This is a genomic window from Streptomyces sp. NPDC059832, from assembly GCF_042731715.1.
In the GTDB taxonomy this organism is placed as follows: Bacteria; Actinomycetota; Actinomycetes; order Streptomycetales; family Streptomycetaceae; genus Streptomyces.
Genome location: NZ_JBHWIY010000002.1, coordinates 307,862 through 326,991, shown reverse-complemented (window position 1 = coordinate 326,991; position 19,130 = coordinate 307,862). Strand labels below are relative to the sequence as shown.

General features: G+C 72.6%; 16 protein-coding genes. 6 read left to right on the top strand and 10 right to left on the bottom strand.

The features are described from left to right. The first annotated feature begins 91 nt into the window (after nucleotides 1–91). Complete coding sequence (locus tag ACFV8T_RS03920) at nucleotides 92–1,567, top strand: PucR family transcriptional regulator (protein WP_385324195.1); 1,476 nt, start codon at nucleotides 92–94, stop codon at nucleotides 1,565–1,567. Between the two features lie 10 nt (nucleotides 1,568–1,577). Here ACFV8T_RS03920 and ACFV8T_RS03915 read toward each other — a convergent pair whose 3' ends face one another. From ACFV8T_RS03915 to ACFV8T_RS03895, 5 genes are all read right to left on the bottom strand, one after another. Then, complete coding sequence (locus ACFV8T_RS03915; RefSeq protein ID WP_385324192.1) at nucleotides 1,578–2,765, bottom strand: lanthionine synthetase LanC family protein; 1,188 nt, start codon at nucleotides 2,763–2,765, stop codon at nucleotides 1,578–1,580. An 89-nt stretch (nucleotides 2,766–2,854) separates the two neighbouring features. Continuing rightward, nucleotides 2,855–3,013 carry a hypothetical protein gene (locus tag ACFV8T_RS03910; RefSeq protein WP_385324190.1) on the bottom strand — a complete coding sequence of 53 codons (159 nt, stop codon included), beginning with the start codon at nucleotides 3,011–3,013 and terminating at the stop codon, nucleotides 2,855–2,857. Next, a complete protein-coding gene (locus ACFV8T_RS03905; protein WP_385324187.1) occupies nucleotides 2,977–5,703 on the bottom strand; it encodes a lantibiotic dehydratase in 2,727 nt (908 codons plus the stop codon). The genes ACFV8T_RS03910 and ACFV8T_RS03905 overlap by 37 nt, the downstream gene beginning before the upstream one ends. 1 nt (nucleotide 5,704) lies before the next feature. Beyond that, entirely contained in the window at nucleotides 5,705–6,541 is an 837-nt protein-coding gene (locus ACFV8T_RS03900) for a thiopeptide-type bacteriocin biosynthesis protein (protein ID WP_385324184.1), read from the bottom strand. Between the two features lie 453 nt (nucleotides 6,542–6,994). After that, nucleotides 6,995–7,354, bottom strand: coding sequence for a VOC family protein (locus ACFV8T_RS03895; protein ID WP_385324182.1), 360 nt, complete (start codon nucleotides 7,352–7,354; stop codon nucleotides 6,995–6,997). A gap of 232 nt (nucleotides 7,355–7,586) precedes the next feature. On the opposite strand from ACFV8T_RS03895, the gene ACFV8T_RS03890 reads away from it, so the two are divergent. The 4 genes from ACFV8T_RS03890 (at nucleotide 7,587) to ACFV8T_RS03875 (ending at nucleotide 11,289) form a co-directional block, all read left to right on the top strand. Next, entirely contained in the window at nucleotides 7,587–7,976 is a 390-nt protein-coding gene (locus tag ACFV8T_RS03890) for a peptidase inhibitor family I36 protein (RefSeq protein WP_385324180.1), read from the top strand. Nucleotides 7,977–8,179: 203 nt separating this feature from the next. Continuing rightward, entirely contained in the window at nucleotides 8,180–9,337 is a 1,158-nt protein-coding gene (locus tag ACFV8T_RS03885) for an acyl-CoA dehydrogenase family protein (RefSeq protein ID WP_385324177.1), read from the top strand. A gap of 19 nt (nucleotides 9,338–9,356) precedes the next feature. Next, nucleotides 9,357–10,232, top strand: coding sequence for an acyl-CoA thioesterase (locus ACFV8T_RS03880; RefSeq protein ID WP_385324174.1), 876 nt, complete (start codon nucleotides 9,357–9,359; stop codon nucleotides 10,230–10,232). Nucleotides 10,233–10,284: 52 nt separating this feature from the next. Beyond that, nucleotides 10,285–11,289, top strand: coding sequence for a cation diffusion facilitator family transporter (locus tag ACFV8T_RS03875; RefSeq protein WP_385324172.1), 1,005 nt, complete (start codon nucleotides 10,285–10,287; stop codon nucleotides 11,287–11,289). A gap of 85 nt (nucleotides 11,290–11,374) precedes the next feature. On the opposite strand, the gene ACFV8T_RS03870 is transcribed toward ACFV8T_RS03875, so the two are convergent. From ACFV8T_RS03870 to ACFV8T_RS03850, 5 genes are all read right to left on the bottom strand, one after another. Beyond that, nucleotides 11,375–12,160, bottom strand: coding sequence for a phosphatase (locus ACFV8T_RS03870; protein ID WP_385324170.1), 786 nt, complete (start codon nucleotides 12,158–12,160; stop codon nucleotides 11,375–11,377). Nucleotides 12,161–12,235: 75 nt separating this feature from the next. Beyond that, nucleotides 12,236–13,750 (bottom strand): DUF6056 family protein, encoded by a 1,515-nt coding sequence (locus ACFV8T_RS03865; RefSeq protein ID WP_385324167.1) that lies wholly within the window; start codon nucleotides 13,748–13,750, stop codon nucleotides 12,236–12,238. A 62-nt stretch (nucleotides 13,751–13,812) separates the two neighbouring features. After that, the gene (locus ACFV8T_RS03860) at nucleotides 13,813–15,282 is read right to left on the bottom strand and encodes a glycosyltransferase (RefSeq protein WP_385324164.1); all 1,470 of its coding nucleotides are present in this window, start codon (nucleotides 15,280–15,282) and stop codon (nucleotides 13,813–13,815) included. Nucleotides 15,283–15,477: 195 nt separating this feature from the next. Then, nucleotides 15,478–16,083, bottom strand: coding sequence for a TetR/AcrR family transcriptional regulator (locus tag ACFV8T_RS03855; protein ID WP_385324161.1), 606 nt, complete (start codon nucleotides 16,081–16,083; stop codon nucleotides 15,478–15,480). A gap of 33 nt (nucleotides 16,084–16,116) precedes the next feature. Continuing rightward, a complete protein-coding gene (locus tag ACFV8T_RS03850; RefSeq protein ID WP_385324160.1) occupies nucleotides 16,117–17,331 on the bottom strand; it encodes a DUF418 domain-containing protein in 1,215 nt (404 codons plus the stop codon). Between the two features lie 186 nt (nucleotides 17,332–17,517). Here ACFV8T_RS03850 and ACFV8T_RS03845 point away from each other — a divergent pair, with 186 nt between their 5' ends. Then, nucleotides 17,518–19,125, top strand: a complete 1,608-nt coding sequence (locus tag ACFV8T_RS03845) for a carboxyl transferase domain-containing protein (protein ID WP_385324158.1) — start codon at nucleotides 17,518–17,520, stop codon at nucleotides 19,123–19,125. Nucleotides 19,126–19,130 lie beyond the last annotated feature (5 nt).

Here is a 19,130-nt window from a genome sequence, read left to right as displayed (position 1 = left end):
GTCACAAGTGCACATGTCTTACGTGAAGAAGACGGTAGGTGGCTCGCAAGCGGCGCTGAAGAGTACGTTTCATCCATAATTGAAGTCTCTGATGGATGGACCGTCCATGCCGGAAACCTCGGGCGGGCCGACCCCGCCGCCCACTCCCCCGATCCCGCTCGGCGAGCTGCTCGCCCACGAAGAGCTGGGACTTCGCCGTATCGCGGGTCCGGCCGAGGCTGATCTGCTGTGGGTGCACACCTCGGAGATGGCCGACCCGTACCCGTATCTGCTCGGCGGTGAGCTGCTGCTGAGCGCCGGGGTGCTGCTGAAGGACCCGGACGCGTTCGTGGCCCGGCTGGTGGAGGCGGGGGCGGCGGCGCTCGGCTTCGGGGTGACGCCGGTGTTCGACACGGTGCCGCGGGAGCTGATCGAGGCGTGCGACCGGCACGGCCTGCCGCTGCTGGAGGTGCCGCCCGAGACCCCGTTCACGGCTGTCGCCCGTGCGGTGTGGCGGCTGATGGCCGAGGCCCGGCACCGCGAGCTGCGCCGGGTGACGCGCGCCCAGCAGGCCCTGGCCACGGCGGCGGCCCGGCCGGACCCGGTCCCGGCGGTGCTGCACCAGCTGGCGGCCCAGCTGGAGGGCCGGGCGGCGCTGCTCGCCGCGGACGGCGAGGAGCTGCACGCCGCGGGCCGCCGCCCCGCCCCCGACGTCGGGGCGGCGCTGGCCAGGCTCACCCGGGTGGTCGCCGCCGGGGCGCGCCCCGCCCCGACGTCCGCCACCGACACACTGCGGGACACCCATCTCTCCGCGTACGCGCTGGGCGGCGGGCAGGGGCTCGTCCTGGCGCTGGCGACGGACCGGCGCGAGGCGGGCGACCACACCATCGCCGGGGTCGCGGTCGTCCTGCTCTCGCTGCTGGCCGCCCCGCATCAGGGCGCCGACGCCGCGGGCCGGTCGGCCGCCCTGGTACGGATGCTGTTGGGTGCGGACCCGCAGGACGTCGCACCGCTGCTCGGTGGCGCCGAGCAGTGGACGGTGGTGCACGCGCGCCGCAGCGGCGACGGCCCGGTGGACCCGCTCACCACCGGGGCACTGGGCGCCGCCCTCGGTTCGGCCCTGGTCGACGCGGGCCGGGGCGGCGACGCCGTACGGGTACTGGTCCCCGGCGCCGACCGGATCACCCCGCAGCCGGGGTGGACCCTCGGCGCGTCCGCCCCCGCCCCCATCACCGCGCTCGACCTCGCCGACGGCCAGGCCGCCCATGCCCTGGGCCGCGCCGTCGCGACCCGCACCCCGCTGGCCCACCACCACACCGACACCGGAACCGGCCTGGCCGCCCTGGTCCCCGCCGACCGGGCCGAGGCCCACGCCCGTGCGCTCCTCGCCCCGCTCACCGAGCCCCTGAGCGAGACCCTGCGCTGCTGGCTGAGCCTCCACGGCAGCTGGGACCGCACGGCCGCGGCCCTGCGGATCCACCGCAACACGGTCCGTCAGCGCATCGCCCGCTGCGCGGCCCTGCTGGACGCGGACCTGGACGACATGGACGTACGGACGGAGCTGTGGTTCGCGCTGCGGCAGCGGTGAGCGGTGTCCGCTACCGCAGGCCGAGGCAGGGCAGCCAGTCGCGCGGGGTGTCGTGGGTGGCGGTGAGCAGGGCGCTGAGCGCGCCCGGGGCGCCTTCGAGCAGGGAGGCCTGCGGGACGCCGGGGGCGAGGGCGGCCGGCAGTCGTGTGCTCAGGTGCTCGGCGAGCCGGGCGCCGAGCGCGGCGGCGGCCGGCAGCCGGGCCCACCGGTGGAAGGCGTCCGCGACGGCCAGCACGCCCGCCGCGCCGTGGCACAGCGCGAGCTGATCCGTCAGGGGATCGCCGAAGAGATGGAAGTCCTCGTCGTACCGCTCCGCGAGGGTGGTGAAGGCGGACGCCGCCCAGTCGGCCGTCGCCCGGTCGCCCAGCGCGTCGGACGCGTCCCAGAGGGCCCAGGTGACGCCGGGGGTGCCGTAACACCAGGCCTGCCGGGCGCGTGCCCCGGCGGGCGGCGGGCCGTCGAGGCCGGCGCCGTCCCAGCTCCGGACGGACCGGGCGTCGTCGAAGGACTGCCGTACGAGCCAGCGGGTGACGCGGCGCAGGGCGGCCGTCAGGATCGGTCGTGGCCCGGTGCGGCGGACCGTCGCGGTGAGCCCGGCGGCGAGTCCCGCCACGCCATGACCCATCCCGGTGTTCACCCGGCCCTGGAGCCAGCCCAGTCGCGGATGGCCGGCGTACTGGCCGGTGTGCAGCCGGCGCAGCTCGTCGCTGTCGCACAGCGCCGCCAAGTGGGCGGCGAACGGCAGGAGTTGACGGTTGGACGGCTTCGGGGTCCCGGCGCAGAGCGCGAGCAGTGTGCCGGACGGCCCGCCGATGAGGTCGTAGTCGGGCAGGCCGACGTCCGCCGTCCGCCAGGGGCGTGCCGAGGCCCGGTTCAGGAGGTGGTCGCGCAGCCGGTCGGCGGCGCGGTGCAGCGGTGGGTGGACCTGGGCGGCCATGCGCAGGCCGACTAAGGTTCCGGCCAGGCCGCCGCCGTACAGACCGTCGTGGGACGGACCGCGGCCGACGGTCCGGGACCAGGCGGCCACCGCGCGCCGGGCGCTCGCCGCCGCGGCCGGGTCGTCGGTCCGGGTGACCAGGGCGGCCAGTAACGGAATGCCGGGGTCGGAGGTCGCGTGGCGCACCTCCGGGAATTCGTCGAGCAGTCGGACGGCCATGTCGAGAGCCGCGCGGTACGGGCCGTGGCCGGGTGGGGGCATCGGACCTCCGGGTCGGGGAGCCACCCGGAACCGGTCCGGGTGGCTCCGTTCAACTCAACGGTGGGCGGACGGTGTCCGGTGGGGAGCCGTCAGCAGCCGATGCCGGATCCACAGATGGTCGACGCGCACACGATGATGCTGCACGCCAGGCTGTCGCCGGCCTCCACGGTGGGCAGATCGGCGCTGGTGATCCTCTCGTCCAGCTCGTCGATCAGGGTGTCGAGGTCGGTGAGTTCCATGATGGGCATGGGATTTCCTCCTGCTTCCTTGGTGTTCCCTGTTGGGTGCGGGCCGCCCCGGCAGCCGCCGCACCGGGTGCGGGCGGGCCGGGGACGTCATGGATGAGCGCGGCGGCGGACACCGCCAGCTCCTCGGAGGTCCGGTCGAAGGGGAGCCTGAGCAACAGCCCGGCGGCCACCGGTTCGCCCCGGTGCAGCGCGTCGCGCAGCCCCGGCCCCTGCGGACCGGGCAGCATCTCCTCGAAGACCAGCTCGTCACCGGGCAGCGCGGCACAGGTCCGCTCGATGGCGTTCAGCGCGGTCAGTGCTTCGAGGTCGGCCGGCACCGGCTTGGCCTCGAAGGCGGGCCGTACGAAGACGAATCGCGGCATACCGGCGGACCGCCTGAGCGAGGCGAGCACCCGTACCCGGTCGAGATCCCCGTCGTTCCGCCGCCACAGGCGGTCCCGTGGCACCCGCCACGTGGCCGGGGAGACGACCAGGTCCGTGCCGGCCGTCAGCCGCGGCAGGCGGATGACGTCGCCGCACGCGGGGAAGGCCGCGGCGAGGCCGTCCAGGCTGAGGACGGTTCCCGCCCAGGGGTGCCCGGCGGACAGCAGCAGCCGCACCAGCCGGTCGTACGGCGGCATCGGGTTGCGGGTGGCGTGGTAGACGGGCACCACACGCTCGCCGTCCGCCTCGGCGACGATGCGGTGGCCCGACCGCCGCAGGGTGATGCGGTCCAGCGGCAGGTAGCGCTGCTCGGGTCCACCGGGGCCGAAGTACGCGGACGGGCTGGGATCGCCCGTCCACCAGCGGGTGATGACGGGCCGTCGGACGGTGTTCGCGGCGTGGTCCGTGACCGGCGGTACCAGCAGTTCGACGAAGCGCACACCGGATCGCCGCTCCACCGCGGCCAGGAAGTCCCGGTAGGCGTCGACGGTGTCGTGGCCGCCGTGCAGGGCCCGGAGCGCTTCGGCGAACCGGGCGTCGATGATTCCGGCGGGCGAGGCCGTCTCCAGCACCGCGAGCGGCCCCGGCCCCGGCAGCGGGCGCAGCAGGCAGTCCAACGGCCAGGACGGCACCACGTCCTCGGCCGGCGGTGCCCCGAGGGCGTCCAGGAGGTCGTCGTCCACGTCCACCTGTGTCTCGTCGCGGCGGGCGGCGAGATGGGCGAGGAGCCGGGCGTACCCGGACCCCGGGCCGTGGGCCCGGTGCCATCCCGGGTAGCGGCGCCGGTTCGGCGCGGGAGGGGGTGTCGCGTCCGACGACAGCAGAGCGGCCAGGATCTCGCCGGCCGGACGCGGGCGCTCGTCCAACTGCTCGGTGCCCGGCACGGGCGGAGGCGTCCCGGACGCCGTGTCGGCGTCGGCCCGGCGCAGCCCGGCCAGGCGGTGGGCGGTGCGCAGCGCGCGCTGGACGCGGGCCGCGGCCCCGGCGGGTACGCGTGCGTCCAGGCGGCGGTAGGAGTCGAGGAACCAGCCGTCCTGCTCGTGGTCGCCGGGGCCGGTGCACCCGGGCAGTCCACCGGCGCCGACCGCCTGGGCGGCCGGGGACCAGGCGCTGTGCCGACGGCGCGGGGCGGCGCAGAGCTGGAGCACGCCTCGCCCCATCAGATGGGTGAGGAAGCCGCGCAGCACGACGGGGTCGGCGACCGGCAGCGCGCGCTCCAGTTCCGCGAGGGTGCGCGGCCCTTCGGCGAACAGCGTGAGCAGCAGGTCCAGCAGCGCGGTACGCCGGACCGCGATCTGCCGCAGCCGCCCCGGGTCGTCCGGGTCGATCGCGTAGCAGCGCAGCGTTCCGCCCGCTCCGTCCTCGCCGCCGTCCTCGGTGAGGTACAGCGGGGCGGGTGCGAGCGCGGTCCCGGGGTCGGCGGTCCGCAGGTCCCGCGCACCGGCCCGGGTGCGTACCGCGTGCACGTTCTCCACGGCGGCGGCGGCCAGCTCGGCCAGCTCGGCGCCGGGGGTGAGGAGCCGGAGGCCCGCCCCGTCCGCCGCGGCGCCGACGGCCGTGTCCGGGAGGCCGGGCCCCGGACCGCCGACCGGGACCGGGGCGACCTGCCCCACCCAGCCGCGCGGCGTGGTCTTCGCCGCCGCCCGGCCCACGGCCCGCCACAGGTACGCGGAACGCTTGCGCAGCCGCTTCCCGCTCCACGATTCGCCGTCGGCCAGGCGGGCGGTCACCTCTTCCGCCAGCCCGGGGCTCGCGGTCTCCAGGAATTCCCGCAGGACCGGGCTGGACGACACCAGCGACCAGGCCAGCGCGCCCACCCGCTCGCGCTCGTCGCGGAGCGCCCGCTCCAGTTCCGCCCGGGTCGCGTGCGCCGATCCGGCGGCACGGCACAGCTCGCCGGCCCCCCGTACGAGCCAGTCGGGTGCGGCGGTCAGCGCCGCCAGGAATCCGCAGTCCGCCGGAGCCGGCGCCGAGCCCGAGTGCAGTCGCCGCCGCAGGGCCAGCACGGCGCGGCGCTCGCTGTCCGTCAGGCGTCGGTCGGGGACGACGAGGCTCAGCGCCTCGGCCAGCCGCCGGGCGTGCGCGGACTGCCGCTCGACGGTGTCGGCGTGCTCGACGACCCGGCCGAACAGCCCGGAACCGCCTGCGGCCGTCCACATCGAACCGGGGATTCCGGATGCGCGCACCAGGGCGGTGGCGCCCAGGAGCCGGCCGTTGGAGGTGCCGGGCCGGGCATGGGCCCGGGGGACGGCGTGGAGTTCGGTCATGTCAGTCCACCGCCCCGTCGTCGGCCAGCGCCTCGGTGACCAGGCTCTGGCGGGCGTACGAGAGCCGTCCCCGGTTCCAGTGGAAGATCACGGCGTAGGCGGCGGCACGGCGCGGGCCGCGCACCGCGTCACCGGACTCGAAGTAGCCGGTGCGCCAGTGGTCCGCGGCCCGGCGTACCGCCTCGCCGTGGCGCTCCTGGCCCGCGCGCAACGCCTCGGGCAGGCCGGCCAGCAGCTGTGCGCGGGGCCGTTCCCAGTGGGCGCGGATGCCCTGGGCCGCCCGGCGGAGCGCGGCGTCCCGCAGACCCTCGGGGAGGCCGCGTCCGGTGTCCGTGCGCACCGCTTCCCAGACGCCCCGGTGTTCCCAGCCGACGATGTGCAGGCCGTCGAACAGCTCGCGGAGCAGGAAGAGGGAGAGCCGCCAGTCGGCCGCGGCGTGCCCGCCGCCGTCCCCGGGCCGCCGGGTGTGGTGGTCGAGCCAGGCCAGGGAGTCCGCGGTGAACACCTCGTGCACCCAGGGCATGGAGCCGGGGCCGCCGAAGAGGTAGGACTCCGGTTCGTACACCGTGCACACCGGCGGTCCGGCCAGTTCGCCGAACTCCTTGATCCGGTCCATGAGTTCGGCCCGCAGCGGGAGGGTGGCGTCGGCGCCGTACGCCTGGAAGCGCACGCGCAGGCCGGGCGGCTTGTGCATGAAGAAGAAGGCACGCGCGGCGCGTGCGCCGAGGAGGTCGTGTGCGGTGCCGGCGAGCCATTCGTACAGGCGCGGCCAGGACAGCGGCTGCGGGGCCAGGTTCACCTGAACCCAGCTCGCCTCCGGGTGCTTCACCCCCAGCATGGGACCTCCGTGTGTCGTGGTTCCGGCACGGCGGGGCGGCTCACGGATCGCCCGATGAACCCGCGGAGTCGGTGCCGCGGACCGACCCGGGTGCCGTGAGAGGCCCTGGTTCGTCCTGTGTGATCCGCAGATTCATGTGATGTGGCGCGCGGTGCCCGCGGAGCTCGCGGTCGGACCGGATGCGCCGGACGGGTGCGGGGCCGTCCTTCTCGCACGTGTCGGCCTGCTCAGGCCCTTCATCCAGCTCATTTCCCGCGTCAACACCAGCTGAAAGGAAAATGACCATTAGTCATATGACGGATGGGTGTGCGCTTGGCGTGATTCCTGCGACACAAGCGCGGTCGGCCGCGCCGTCGCACGGTTCACGGATCACCACCGCTCCTCCGTGCGACCGTCGCCCGAGCCGCGCGATCAGGACACCGGGGGCGCCCGGACGAGGCCCCGCGAGAGGCCTTACGGGCCGTCGATGCCGATGATCGTGCCGAACGGGTCGCGGAGCTGCGCGATGCGGCGGCCCGGCTCGATCACCAGGGGGCCCCGGTGGTGCTCGCAGCCGGCGGCCAGCAGCCGCTCCCGGACCGCGGCCACGTCGGCCACGCTCCAGTACACGACCGGGCTGCCGCCCCTCGGATTGCGCGCGTCGTCGACGGGGTGGAAGCCGAGCTCGACCCCGCCGGTCACGACCCAGGCGTAGACGGCGCCCGTGTCAGCGACATCGACCCGCGCCGGGACGCCGAGCAGCTCCCCGTACCACCGCGCGGAAACCTCGGGGTCCGCCGCGAAAACCATCACGGTGCGTACGCCCTCGAACATGGTCCACCCCCGGAGGAACCCACCCTACGACGCGCGGCCGGCCGGGCACGGGGCACCCGCCGCCGGCCGTCCGGGGCGGGCGTTCGCGCCGGTGCGCACAGGGGCACCGTGCCCTTCGAAGCGAGCTTCGAGCGCCCCCGATTCCGCCTGTCTGCGCAGGTCGCAGCCGTGCCACGCTGCTGATGACCAGGGTCCGGAGCCCTGGCCTCCGTCAGAAGAAGAGGTTTCCGCCATGCATCGCATCAGTGCGCTCACCGTCACCTCGATCGCCTTGGCCCTGGGACTCGGCGCCGGGCCCGTCGCCGTCGCGGCGGCCGAGAACGCCGCCGTCGAGAGCGCCAGGGCTTCCTACAGCTGCAGCCCCGGATATTTCTGTATCTACAGCGACTGGAACGGAGGTGGCACCCGCTGCCAGTGGTCGGACAAGCAGCGGGCGAATACCGCCGACGACTGCTCGTTCATCCAGCGCGGCCAGAACGTCCGCTCCGTGTGGAACGCGACCGGGCACCGCGTCCAGTACTACACCCAGACCAACTACAACGCCCGGGTCGGATCCACCCCCGCCGGAAACGGCGGCAACCTCCAGGGGAGCTACCAGATCCGCTCCTTCAAGCCCCAGTAGGCGGCCAGGAGCACGCCAGGAGCCCTTCCAGGCCGGTGGCCGGGGAGGGCTTTGTGCGTGTCCGCGGCCGTCCGGCCCGCCTGGGCGTGCTGCGCATCACCCTGGACAGCCTCGGTGACCCCCGGGTAACTTCTCAACATATCTGAGCAAGCGCTTAGCCAGGCTGGCGAAGCTCGCCCGAAGCTGACCAAGGAGGCACCCCCGTGCGCCGTACGGTATTCAACGAGGACCACGAGGCGTTCCGGGAGACCATCCGCGCCTTCATCGAGGCCGAGGTCGCCCCCGTCTACGACGAGTGGTTCGCGGCCGGCCAGGTGCCCCGCGACTTCTACTACAAGCTCGCCGAGCTGGGCATATTCGGCATCGAGGTGCCGGAGGAGTTCGGCGGCGCCGGGGTCGAGTCCTTCAAGTTCGAGGCGATCATCTCCGAGGAGTGCGCCCGCGCGGCGGTCAACTTCGGCGGCTCCGGCGTGCATGTGCTGCTCTGCCTGCCGTACATCAAGGCGTACGCCACCGAGGAGCAGAAGAAGCGCTGGCTGCCGGACTTCGTCACCGGCAAGTCGATGTACGCCATCGCCATGACCGAGCCGGGCACCGGTTCCGACCTGGCCGGCATGAAGACCACCGCCAAGCTCTCCGAGGACGGCACGCACTACGTCCTCAACGGCGCCAAGACGTTCATCACCGGTGGCGTCCACGCCGACCGGGTCATCGTCTGCGCCCGCACCGACGCCCCCAGGGCGGACGACCGTCGGCACGGCATCTCGCTCCTCGTCGTCGACACCAAGGCCGAGGGCTACTCGGTCGGCCGCAAGCTCGACAAGCTGGGCCTGCGCACCTCCGACACCGCCGAGCTGGCCTTCGTCGACGTCAAGGTGCCGGTCGAGGACCTCCTCGGCGAGGAGAACAAGGGCTTCTCCTACCTCGGCCAGAACCTCCCGCAGGAGCGCCTCGGCATCGCCGTCGGCGCGTACGCCCAGGCCAAGGCGGCCGTCCGGTTCGCCCAGCAGTACGTTTCCGAGCGCACCGTCTTCGGCAAGACCGTCGCGTCCTTCCAGAACACCAAGTTCGAACTGGCCGCCTGCCAGGCCGAGGTGGACGCCGCCGAAGCCGTCTGCGACCGCGCCATCGAGGCCCACGACGCCGGTGAGCTGACCGCCGCCGAGGCCGCCTCCGCGAAGCTGTTCTGCACCGAGGTCGCGCACCGCGTCATCGACCGCTGCCTCCAGCTGCACGGCGGCTACGGCTACATGAACGAGTACCCGATCGCCCGCCTGTACGCGGACAACCGGGTCAACCGCATCTACGGCGGCACCAGCGAGGTCATGAAGTCGATCATCGCCAAGTCCATGGGCCTGTGAGAGCGGCTACGTTCGTTCCATGAGCGCAGCACTCGACTCCCTGCTCGATCTGCTCGACCTGGAGCAGATCGAGCGGGACATCTTCCGGGGTACGAGCCGTTCGGCGGTCGTGCCCCGCGTCTTCGGCGGCCAGGTCGCGGCCCAGGCCCTGGTCGCCGCGGGCCGCACCGTCCCCGCCGACCGGACCGCCCACTCCCTGCATTCCTACTTCCTGCGGATGGGCGACCCGGGCGCGCCGATCGTCTACAGCGTCGACCGCATCCGCGACGGCCGCTCCTTCACCACCCGCCGGGTCGTCGCCGTCCAGCACGGCCAGCCGATCTTCCATCTCTCGGCCTCGTTCCAGACGTACGAGGAGGGCCTGGAGCACCAGGCGGCCATGCCGCCCGCCCCGGACCCGGAGACGCTGCCCACGGCGGCGCAGCTGCTCCCCCGGTACGCGGACCGCTTCAGCGAGCCGGGGGTCGTGGACCGGCTGATCGAGGCGCGGGCCGCGGTCGACCTGCGCTACGTGGACGCCCCGCCCTTCGGCAGCGTCGGCGAACCGCGCGAGCCCCGCTCCCAGGTGTGGTTCCGCACCAACGGCAAGCTCGCGGACGATCCGCTGCTCCATGTCTGCATGGCGACGTACGTCTCCGACATGACGCTGCTCGACTCGGTGCTCCTCGCCCACGGGCGCGGGGGCTGGGCGGTCGGCGACGTGGTCGGCGCGAGCCTGGACCACGCGATGTGGTTCCACCGGCCGTTCCGGGCCGACGAATGGCTGCTGTACGACCAGGAGTCGCCGTCCGCGTCCGGTGGGCGCGGGCTGGGTCAGGCCCGGATCCACACGCAGGACGGCCGGCTGGCGATCACCGTCATCCAGGAGGGCGTGGTCCGCGTCCCCCGGGGCTGAAGCGCCCTGCGCCGACGGGCCACGGCTCGCCGATTCGGACATACTCCCCACCATGAGCGACGAGACCATGGACGATCCCATGAGCGACGCGAAGACCGGTGGTGGGGAGTCCACGTTCACGGTGATCGTCGCGGCCGCCGCCAATCTCGGCATCGCGGTGGCGAAGGCCGTCGCCGGGCTGATCAGCGGATCGAGCGCAATGCTCTCCGAGGCGGCGCACTCGGTCGCCGACACGGTCACCGAGCTGCTGCTGCTCACCGCGCTGAGACGCAGCGAGAAGCCCGCGGACGAGGAACACCCGCTGGGCTACGGCCCCGAGCGCTATATCTGGGCGATGCTCGCCTCCGTGGCCACGTTCGTCGGCGGCGCGGTCTTCTCCGTCTACGACGGCATCCACACCCTCGCGGCGGGCGAGGAGCTCGGCAATCCGCTCGTCTCGTACCTCGTGCTCGCGGTGGCCTTCCTGCTGGAGGCCTACTCGCTGCGCACCGGGCTCCGGCAGGTCCGCGGCGAGGCCGCGCGGCTGCGGGCGCCGGTGGGGCACTACTTCCGCCACACCCCCGACACCGCGGTCAAGGCCGTGGTGATGGAGGACTCGGCGGCGCTGGCGGGTCTGCTGCTCGCCGCGGGCGGACTGCTCGGCGGCCAGCTGACCGGTTCCGGCGTCTGGGACGGCATCGCGTCGATCCTGATCGGTCTGCTGCTGGTGTACGTCGCCTGGGTGCTGGGCCGGTCCAACGCCCAGCTGCTGATCGGCCGTCCGGTGCCGCAGCAGATGCGCGCCGGCATCCGCGAGGAACTGCTCTCCGTCCCGCACATCATCGAGGTACTGGAACTCACCACGCTCATCCAGGGGCCGGCCGAGATCCTGATCGCCGCGAAGATCGACTTCCGGGACGCCTCGACCGCCGAGCAGATCGAGTGGGCGTGCGAGGAGGCGGAGGAGCAGCTGCGGGAGCGCTATCCGTCGATCCGCCGGGTGTACCTGGACCCGACCCCGGGCCTGAGGCAGCGGCTGCGCGGGCCCGGTACCGGTACCGGGCCCGGATCGGCCTGACCGGGCCGTGCGGCCGGGATCGGCCTCGGATCCGCCCTGGATCCGCCCTGGACCAGTCCTGGACCAGTCCTGTATCCGCTCTGGATCAGCTCTGGATCAGCCCCGCCGCGTCCAGCAGGTACTCCGTCATCGGGTCGTAGAACCGCGGGTCCAGCACATGGTCGTCCAGCGGGACGGCCACCTGGAGCGTCCCCTCCGCCTCGCCGAGGAAGAGCGCCGGGTCGTTGCAGTCCGCGTACCCCACCGCGTCCAGCCCGCGCTGCGCCGCGCACCCCGCCCAGCCGTGGTCGGCGACGACCAGGTCCGGCAGCGGGCGGCCCTCGCGCTCCAGGCCGTCCAGGATGGCGGCCATCGGGGCGGGCGAGTGGGTGTGCCAGAGGGTCGCGCCGCGCTCCTGCACCGCGACGTCCGCGAACTGGAACACCATGCCCTCGTCGGCGATCAGCCCCGAGGGGATCCGTACGATCTCGCATCCGGCGGCCCGCAGCGCGTCCGCGGTCTGCCGGTGCACATCGAGGAGCCCGCCCGGGTGCCCGGTCGCGAACAGCACCCGCTCCGATCCCGCCGCCGCCTTCCGCAGCCGCGCCGCCATCCGCTCCAGGGCGTCGACCGTCAGCTCCGGGTCGATGGTGTCCTGCCCGAACCGGTGCTCCGGGTCGTCGCTGACCCCGCAGCGCTCGGCCATCACCGCCAGTACGTCCTGCTCGTCGCACCACCGCTCGCCGAGCTCCAGACCCAGCCAGTAGTGGCGGTCGCCGTTGGCGAGCTTGCGGTAGTGGGAGAGGTTGTTGTCGCGCGGTGTGGCGACGTCTCCGGCTATACGCGTGCGGACGAGATGTTCGACGAGGGCGGCGCGGCTGGGTATCGGCATGAACCCATTGTGCCGTCAGGTGTGCACAGTGTGCCGGGTGTCTTGCACGACTGATCGATCGGCCCGGCCCGCCGGTCAGGGCAGCCGGGTCGAGTGCGTGATCTTCTTCAGGTGGTAGTACTGGGCGACGCACTGCGCCGGCCACGCCCGCCGGCCGTGGTTGCCGAACGGCTCCAGCATCCCGCTGACCGATACCGGCGTGTACGGGAGCACCTTGGCGCCGCGCGCCGCCCCGTTCCTCAGCGAGCGGTCCTGCCGGTCCCACCGCTGGGCGCGCACCTCCATCTGCCGTTCCAGCCGGAGCAGCGGGACGGCGAGGCCGACGCAGGTCGCGGCGCACACGACGCCGGCGACCGCCGCCGTCGCCGCGCGGATCCCCCACCTGCGGGCCCGCAACGCCCGTCCCGCCAGGGCACCGACGCCGACCAGGAGCAGCACGTACAACAGGAGGAAGTCGCCCCAGATGCGCGACGCGTTCGCCACGCTCGCCCCGAAGGCCGGGTAGGCGACGACGACGCAGAGGTAGCCGGAGACCAGGAAGGCGAGGAATCCGACGAGAACCACCAGGAGGGGCCTGCGGCACAGGGACCCCTCCGGCGCGTCCGTTCCCCGCCCGCCTCCGCGCACCAGCAGGCCCAGCAGCACGCCGACGGCGACCGCTCCCAGGTACTGCCAGGTCGTGAAGATCGTCCCCAGGACGTGTCCGAACGCCCGTAGCGCCGTGGTCAGCGCCTCCGGGCCGAACATGGAGGCGCTGTCGGCGCCGAACCGTCCACGCCGGGTGCGCGCGCCGGGCGACAGGTACAGGATGACCGTCCCGACGGCGACCCCGGCGAAGGCGACCACGCACCAGACGCGCGTACGGGTCCAGCCGGCCCCGGGAAGGGCCCACCGGCTCATCAGCAGGACGGCGGCGAGCACGACGAACACGACGATCGCCGTCTCCTCCGACAGGGTTCCGATGAAGATCCCCGCCAGGTACGCGACGCCCAGCGCGAAGTCGCGTCCCCGCCGTGTCCGTGCGCGCAGCAGCGGGATCACGGCGGCGCAGGCCAGCACCGGTGCGACGGTGTGCGAGACGGAGGAGGCGGGCCAGTAGAACGCCTTGTACGGGTTGGGCGTCGCGAAGAAGAAGAGCGCCGCCGTCGTCGCGCCCACCAGCAGCGCCAGCCCGCGCGGCGCGGTCAGCCCGGCCCTCTTGAGCGCACAGGCGATCAGCGCCCAGAGGATGCCCAGCATGAGCACCCCGCTGACCAGGGCGAACCATTGATGGCCCGGGACGCCGAAGGATCCGTACCCGATGACGAGCAGCGCGTTGGCGATGCGTCCGTTGTCGTGGAGGAAGAACTTCCCGATCATCCCGGAGGCGCCCCCGTCCCGTACGACCGGGAGGAAGCACCAGTCGTCCCCTCCCGGGCGGACCAGCCGGCCGATCCAGAAGGCCGCGCCGAGCAGGGCGAGCGGCAGCAGGGCAAGGCCCGACGCCCCGATCGCCGCCCATCGCCGCCCGGGGCCCGAACGGGGTTCCGGCCGGGGGGATTCCTCGCTCTCCGCCTGTGTGCCGGCGGATTTCGACGTGTCCGTGGTCATGTGCACTGGTGCCCTTCGTACGCTGCTCGCGTCTTGCACGCCAAGAAGTTCAGGTGGTGGGTTCACGGTGTGGTGTGTCCGGTACTGCTCCCGGCCGGGCCGCCGCCCTGTCGGGCGAGGGCAGCACCGGAGTCGATGGCCCAGCGGGCGAGCAGGAACGAGAAGGGGGTGGCGAGAATCCCCGCGGCCACGGCGGCGATGTTCTTGTCCATGCCCAGCCTGCTCACGCCGAGGTAGAGCAGAATTCCGGTGAGTACGAGATTGACGACGCTCGACAGGGGATACCGGACGAAGGCCTGCCAGGTCGGCTTCGTGCGGCACGTGATGCAGGAGTTGAGCAGGAATGATCCCACGACGCTGACCGCGTATCCGATGACATGTGCGGCCAGATAGGGAATCCAGACATTCAACGAGGCGTATACCGCCAGATATACCGCCGTATTGATGATTCCGATCAACCCGAATTCGATGAACTGGCGTACGGTGCGCCTCCTCGACACCCCGAGCGCGGTCGCCCCGGTGCGTCGCGCCGACGGCCTCCCCCCCTCGGGGGCGGACGGGCCCGAACGCACCTCTGCCGGAATATCGACCGGGAGGACGTGCGGAGATTCGTCCGTCTCCCGCACCAGGTAGTGCGGGCGGCGTTTCGACTCGGAGTAGATCCGTCCCACGTATTCGCCGATGACGCCGAGCGTGGCGAGCTGGATTCCGCCGAGCGCCACGACGGCGGTCAGCAGGGTGGTGTAGCCGGGTACGACGACACCGTGGAGCACGACGCCGACGATGGTCCACACGGCGTATCCCAGTGCCGCCAGCGCGAGCGCGAGGCCGATGTGGATGGCCAGGCGCAGCGGATGGCTGTTGAAGGAGATCAGCCCGTCGATCCCGTAGTTGAACAGGCGTCTGCCGCCCCACTTCGAATCCCCCGCCGCGCGCTGCATGTTCCGGTAGGTGAAACCGACGGTGTCGAAGCCGATCCAGGAGAAGATCCCCTTGGAGAACCGGTTGGTCTCGGGCAGCGCGAGCACGGCGTCCACGGCGGTGCGCGACAGCAGCCTGAAGTCGCCCTCGCCGTCGACGACCTCGACGTCCATGCACCGGCCCATGGCCCGGTAGTAGAGGGCGCTGAGAAAGGTACGCAGGGCGCCTTCTCCCGCACGGTCGCGCCGCGCGACGACCTGGTCGTAGCCGCGCTGCCGCAGCTCCAGCATGCGGGGCAGCAGTTCGGGCGGGTGCTGGAGGTCGGCGTCCATGAGGACGACGGCGTCGCCGCGGGACATGCGCAGTCCCGCGAGCATGGCGGCCTCCTTGCCGAAATTACGGCTGAAGGAGGTGTAGCGGACCCGTTGGTCCGCAGTGGCGAGCGAACCGATCCGAAGCCTGGTCCGGTCGCTGCTGCCGTCGTCGACATAACAGATCTCGAAGGTCCGCCGAGTCGGTTCGAGGGCGGAGATCAACGCACGGTGGAATACCTCGATGACCTCGTCCTCATTGAAACAGGGGACAACGATCGAAACCTGACATGTTTTCATTTAAATTCCCCATCAGGCGTGGGTGGGACAGCTCAAACCATAAGCCTGGGGGCCTCGCGACACTGCGACCGACGGAGCTCGTCGAGGAAAAGGAAAGGGAATATGAGGAGACCCCTCACCCCTTTCGCATCAATTCATATATTCAAGGCCGGGCGGAAATCGCGGACACAGCCGCCGGACACCCGCCGGCCCGCCCTACGCGCGGGCCGCCGCCTCGAACGCCCCGCGCGCCAGCCGGTGCAGCAGTGCCGCCGTGTCCGCACGGTCCGGCTGCGCGCCGGGCCGGCCCAGGTGCGGGGTCGAGTTCAGCAGGCCGAAGACGGCGTGGACGGCGGCGCGGGCCTCGTGCTCGGGCAGGTCGGGGTACATCTCGCGGACCACCTCCACCCACACCTCGACGTACTGCCGCTGGAGCTGGCGGACCCGCTTGCGGTCGGCGTCCCGCAGCCGGTCCAGCTCGCGGTCGTGGAGGGTGATCAGGGGGCGGTCGTCGAGGGCGAAGTCGATGTGCCCCTCGATGAGCGCGTCGAGCAGGGCCTGCGGGGAGCCGCCCTCGCAGGCCGCGTCCTCCGAGACGCGCAGCTGCCCGCCCGCCAGCAGCCGCTCGCTGATGCCGACCAGCAGCTCGGCGAGCATCGCGTCCTTGCCGGGGAAGTGCCGGTAGAGCCCGGGGCCACTGATGCCGACGGCGGCACCTATCTCGTCGACACCGACGCCGTGGAAGCCGCGCTCGGCAAAGAGGCGGGCGGCCTCCTTGAGGATCTGCTCGCGGCGGGTGGGGGCGTCCGTCCTCGTGGTCATGGATTCGATTCTAGACAGTCCGGTTAGCGAACGTTAACCGGTACGCGGCCGCGCCCACAGCGTCACCGCGCGCAGCAGCCACTCCACCGGCCCGAGCCGGTACCGGCGCATCAGCCAGCCGCTGAGCGCGAGCTGGCCGGCGTACAGCACGAGCGCCCCGCCGACCGCCGCCGCGGCGCCCGTACGCCCGTACAGCCCGAGGCCGTATCCGGAGAAGACGAGGGCCATGACGAGCGACTGGGTCAGGTAGTTGGTCAGTGCCATCCGTCCGGCGGGCGCGAGGACCCGGGCCGTCGCTCCACCGCGCGGTGTGGCGAACCACAGCAGCAGCCCGGTGGCGTACGCGGCCGAGAGCGCCGGGGCCGCGACCATACCGACCGCCAGGCCCAGCAGCACCCAGCGCTCCGACAGCGGCCCCACGAGCCCCGCGGCGGAGAAGACCGCCCCGGGAACCCCGATCGCGAGACCCGTCAGGAAGACGCGGCGCAGCCGCGCCCGGTCGGCGAGCGCGGCCGGGCCGAGCCACTGCCGCCGGCCGGCCACGAATCCCATGAGAAAGGCGGCGACGACGAACCCGCCCATCAGCGGCACGGCCGCGAGCATGTCGGGCAGCGCCCGGATGTTGGCGCCGACGACCTCGGCGAATCCGCCCCGGTAGGCGGCGGTCAGCTCGGCCTTCACCGTGGCGGATTCGCCCAGCCCACCGGGGTCGAGCAGCGACGCCCCGAGCCCGAGCAGCAGCAGGAGGCCGCCGGCGGCACCGAACACCCACAGCGCCGCCCGCCGGACCGCGGCGGGCCCGGCGTTCCGGACGGCCAGCAGGACCAGCCCGAGCAGGGCATAGATCATCAGGATGTCGCCGGTGTACAGCAGGACCGCGTGCGCGAACCCGAGCACGAGGAGCGCGGCCAGCCGCCGTGACATCCGGGGCACGAAGCGCGCCCCGGCTCGGGCGGCCGAGTCCATCTGGAGGGTGAAGCTGTATCCGAAGAGGAAGGAGAAGAGCAGGTAGAACTTCGACTGCGCGAGCAGGACGACCAGCCATTGCACGGCTCCGTCCGCCGCGTGCACCCCCGCGAGTCCGTCCCTGGCGCCGGGAGGTCCGGCGGTCGTCATGAGATTCACGACCAGGATCCCGGCGAGCGCGAACCCGCGCAGGGCGTCCACTTCGAGGATGCGCGGCCTCCCGGCCACTCCCCCGGCCGCCCCCGCGCCCACGCCCCGCACCGTCTTCGACTGCTGCGTCATCCGCCTTTTCCCCACCCCGAAGGTCATCGCCGGTCCGCGACCGGCGCCGCCCCGGGTCAGGGAGCGGCGCGGGTCATTATTCCGCCCCGGCATTCCGCCCTGGACAAGGCTGTTAGCGCTCGTTAACCTGAAGTCGGACGTTAACGGTCACTAACTACTGCGGTACGGGCAAGGGGGCTCGACACGATGCAGCAGGCACCGGTGCTGGCGAGCGCGGCCGATCCCGCCTCCGAGGCCTGGAAGGCCAACGAGGCGGCGCATCACGCGCTCGCCGACGAGCTGCGTGAGCGGCTCGCCACGGCCAGGCTCGGCGGGGGTGAGAGGGCCCGCGCCCGGCATGTGGCGCGCGGCAAGCTGCTGCCCAGGGACCGGGTGGACACCCTGCTCGATCCGGGGTCCCCGTTCCTGGAGCTGGCCCCGCTGGCGGCCGAGGGGCTGTACGGGGGCGCCGCCCCGGCGGCCGGGGTGATCGCCGGGATCGGCCGGGTCAGCGGCCGGGAGTGCGTGATCGTCGCCAATGACGCGACCGTCAAGGGCGGCACGTACTACCCGATGACGGTGAAGAAACACCTGCGCGCCCAGGAAGTGGCGCTGGAGAATCATCTCCCCTGCCTCTATCTCGTCGATTCGGGCGGCGCGTTCCTGCCGATGCAGGACGAGGTCTTCCCGGACCGGGAGCACTTCGGGCGGATCTTCTACAACCAGGCCCGGATGTCGGGGGCCGGGATCCCGCAGATCGCGGCGGTGCTGGGTTCGTGCACGGCGGGTGGGGCGTACGTGCCCGCGATGAGCGACGAGGCCGTGATCGTCCGCAACCAGGGCACGATCTTCCTGGGCGGCCCCCCGCTGGTGAAGGCCGCGACCGGCGAGGTCGTGACGGCCGAGGAGCTGGGCGGCGGCGAGGTGCACTCCCGTACGTCGGGGGTGACCGACCATCTCGCCGAGGACGACGCGCACGCCTTGCGGATCGTGCGGAACATCGTGGCCACCCTGCCGGACCGGGGCGCACTGCCGTGGTCCGTGCGCCCCGTCGACGAGCCGAAGGTCGACCCCGCGGGTCTGTACGGCGCCGTCCCGGTCGACTCCCGCACGCCGTACGACGTACGGGAGGTGATCGCCCGGGTCGTCGACGGCTCCCGGTTCGCCGAGTTCAAGGCCGAGTACGGCACGACGCTGATCACCGGCTTCGCCCACATCCACGGCCACCCGGTCGGCATCGTCGCCAACAACGGCATCCTGTTCTCCGAATCGGCCCAGAAGGGCGCCCACTTCATCGAGCTGTGCGACCAGCGCGGCATCCCCCTGGTCTTCCTGCAGAACATCTCGGGCTTCATGGTGGGCCGGGACTACGAGGCCGGCGGCATCGCCAAGCACGGCGCCAAGATGGTGACGGCGGTCGCCTGCACCCGCGTACCGAAGCTGACCGTCGTCGTCGGCGGTTCGTACGGCGCGGGCAACTACTCCATGTGCGGCCGGGCCTACTCCCCCCGCTTCCTGTGGATGTGGCCCAACGCGAAGATCTCCGTCATGGGCGGCGAGCAGGCCGCGTCCGTCCTCGCGACGGTCAAGCGCGACCAGCTGGGCGACGACTGGAGCACGGCGGACGAGGCGGCCTTCAAGGCCCCGATCCGCGAGCAGTACGAGACCCAGGGCAATGCCTACTACGCCACGGCCCGGCTCTGGGACGACGGCGTGATCGACCCGCTGGAGACCCGGCAGGTGCTGGGGCTGGCCCTGACCGCATGCGCCAACGCCCCTCTGGGTGAACCCGGCTTCGGCGTCTTCCGGATGTGAGGAAC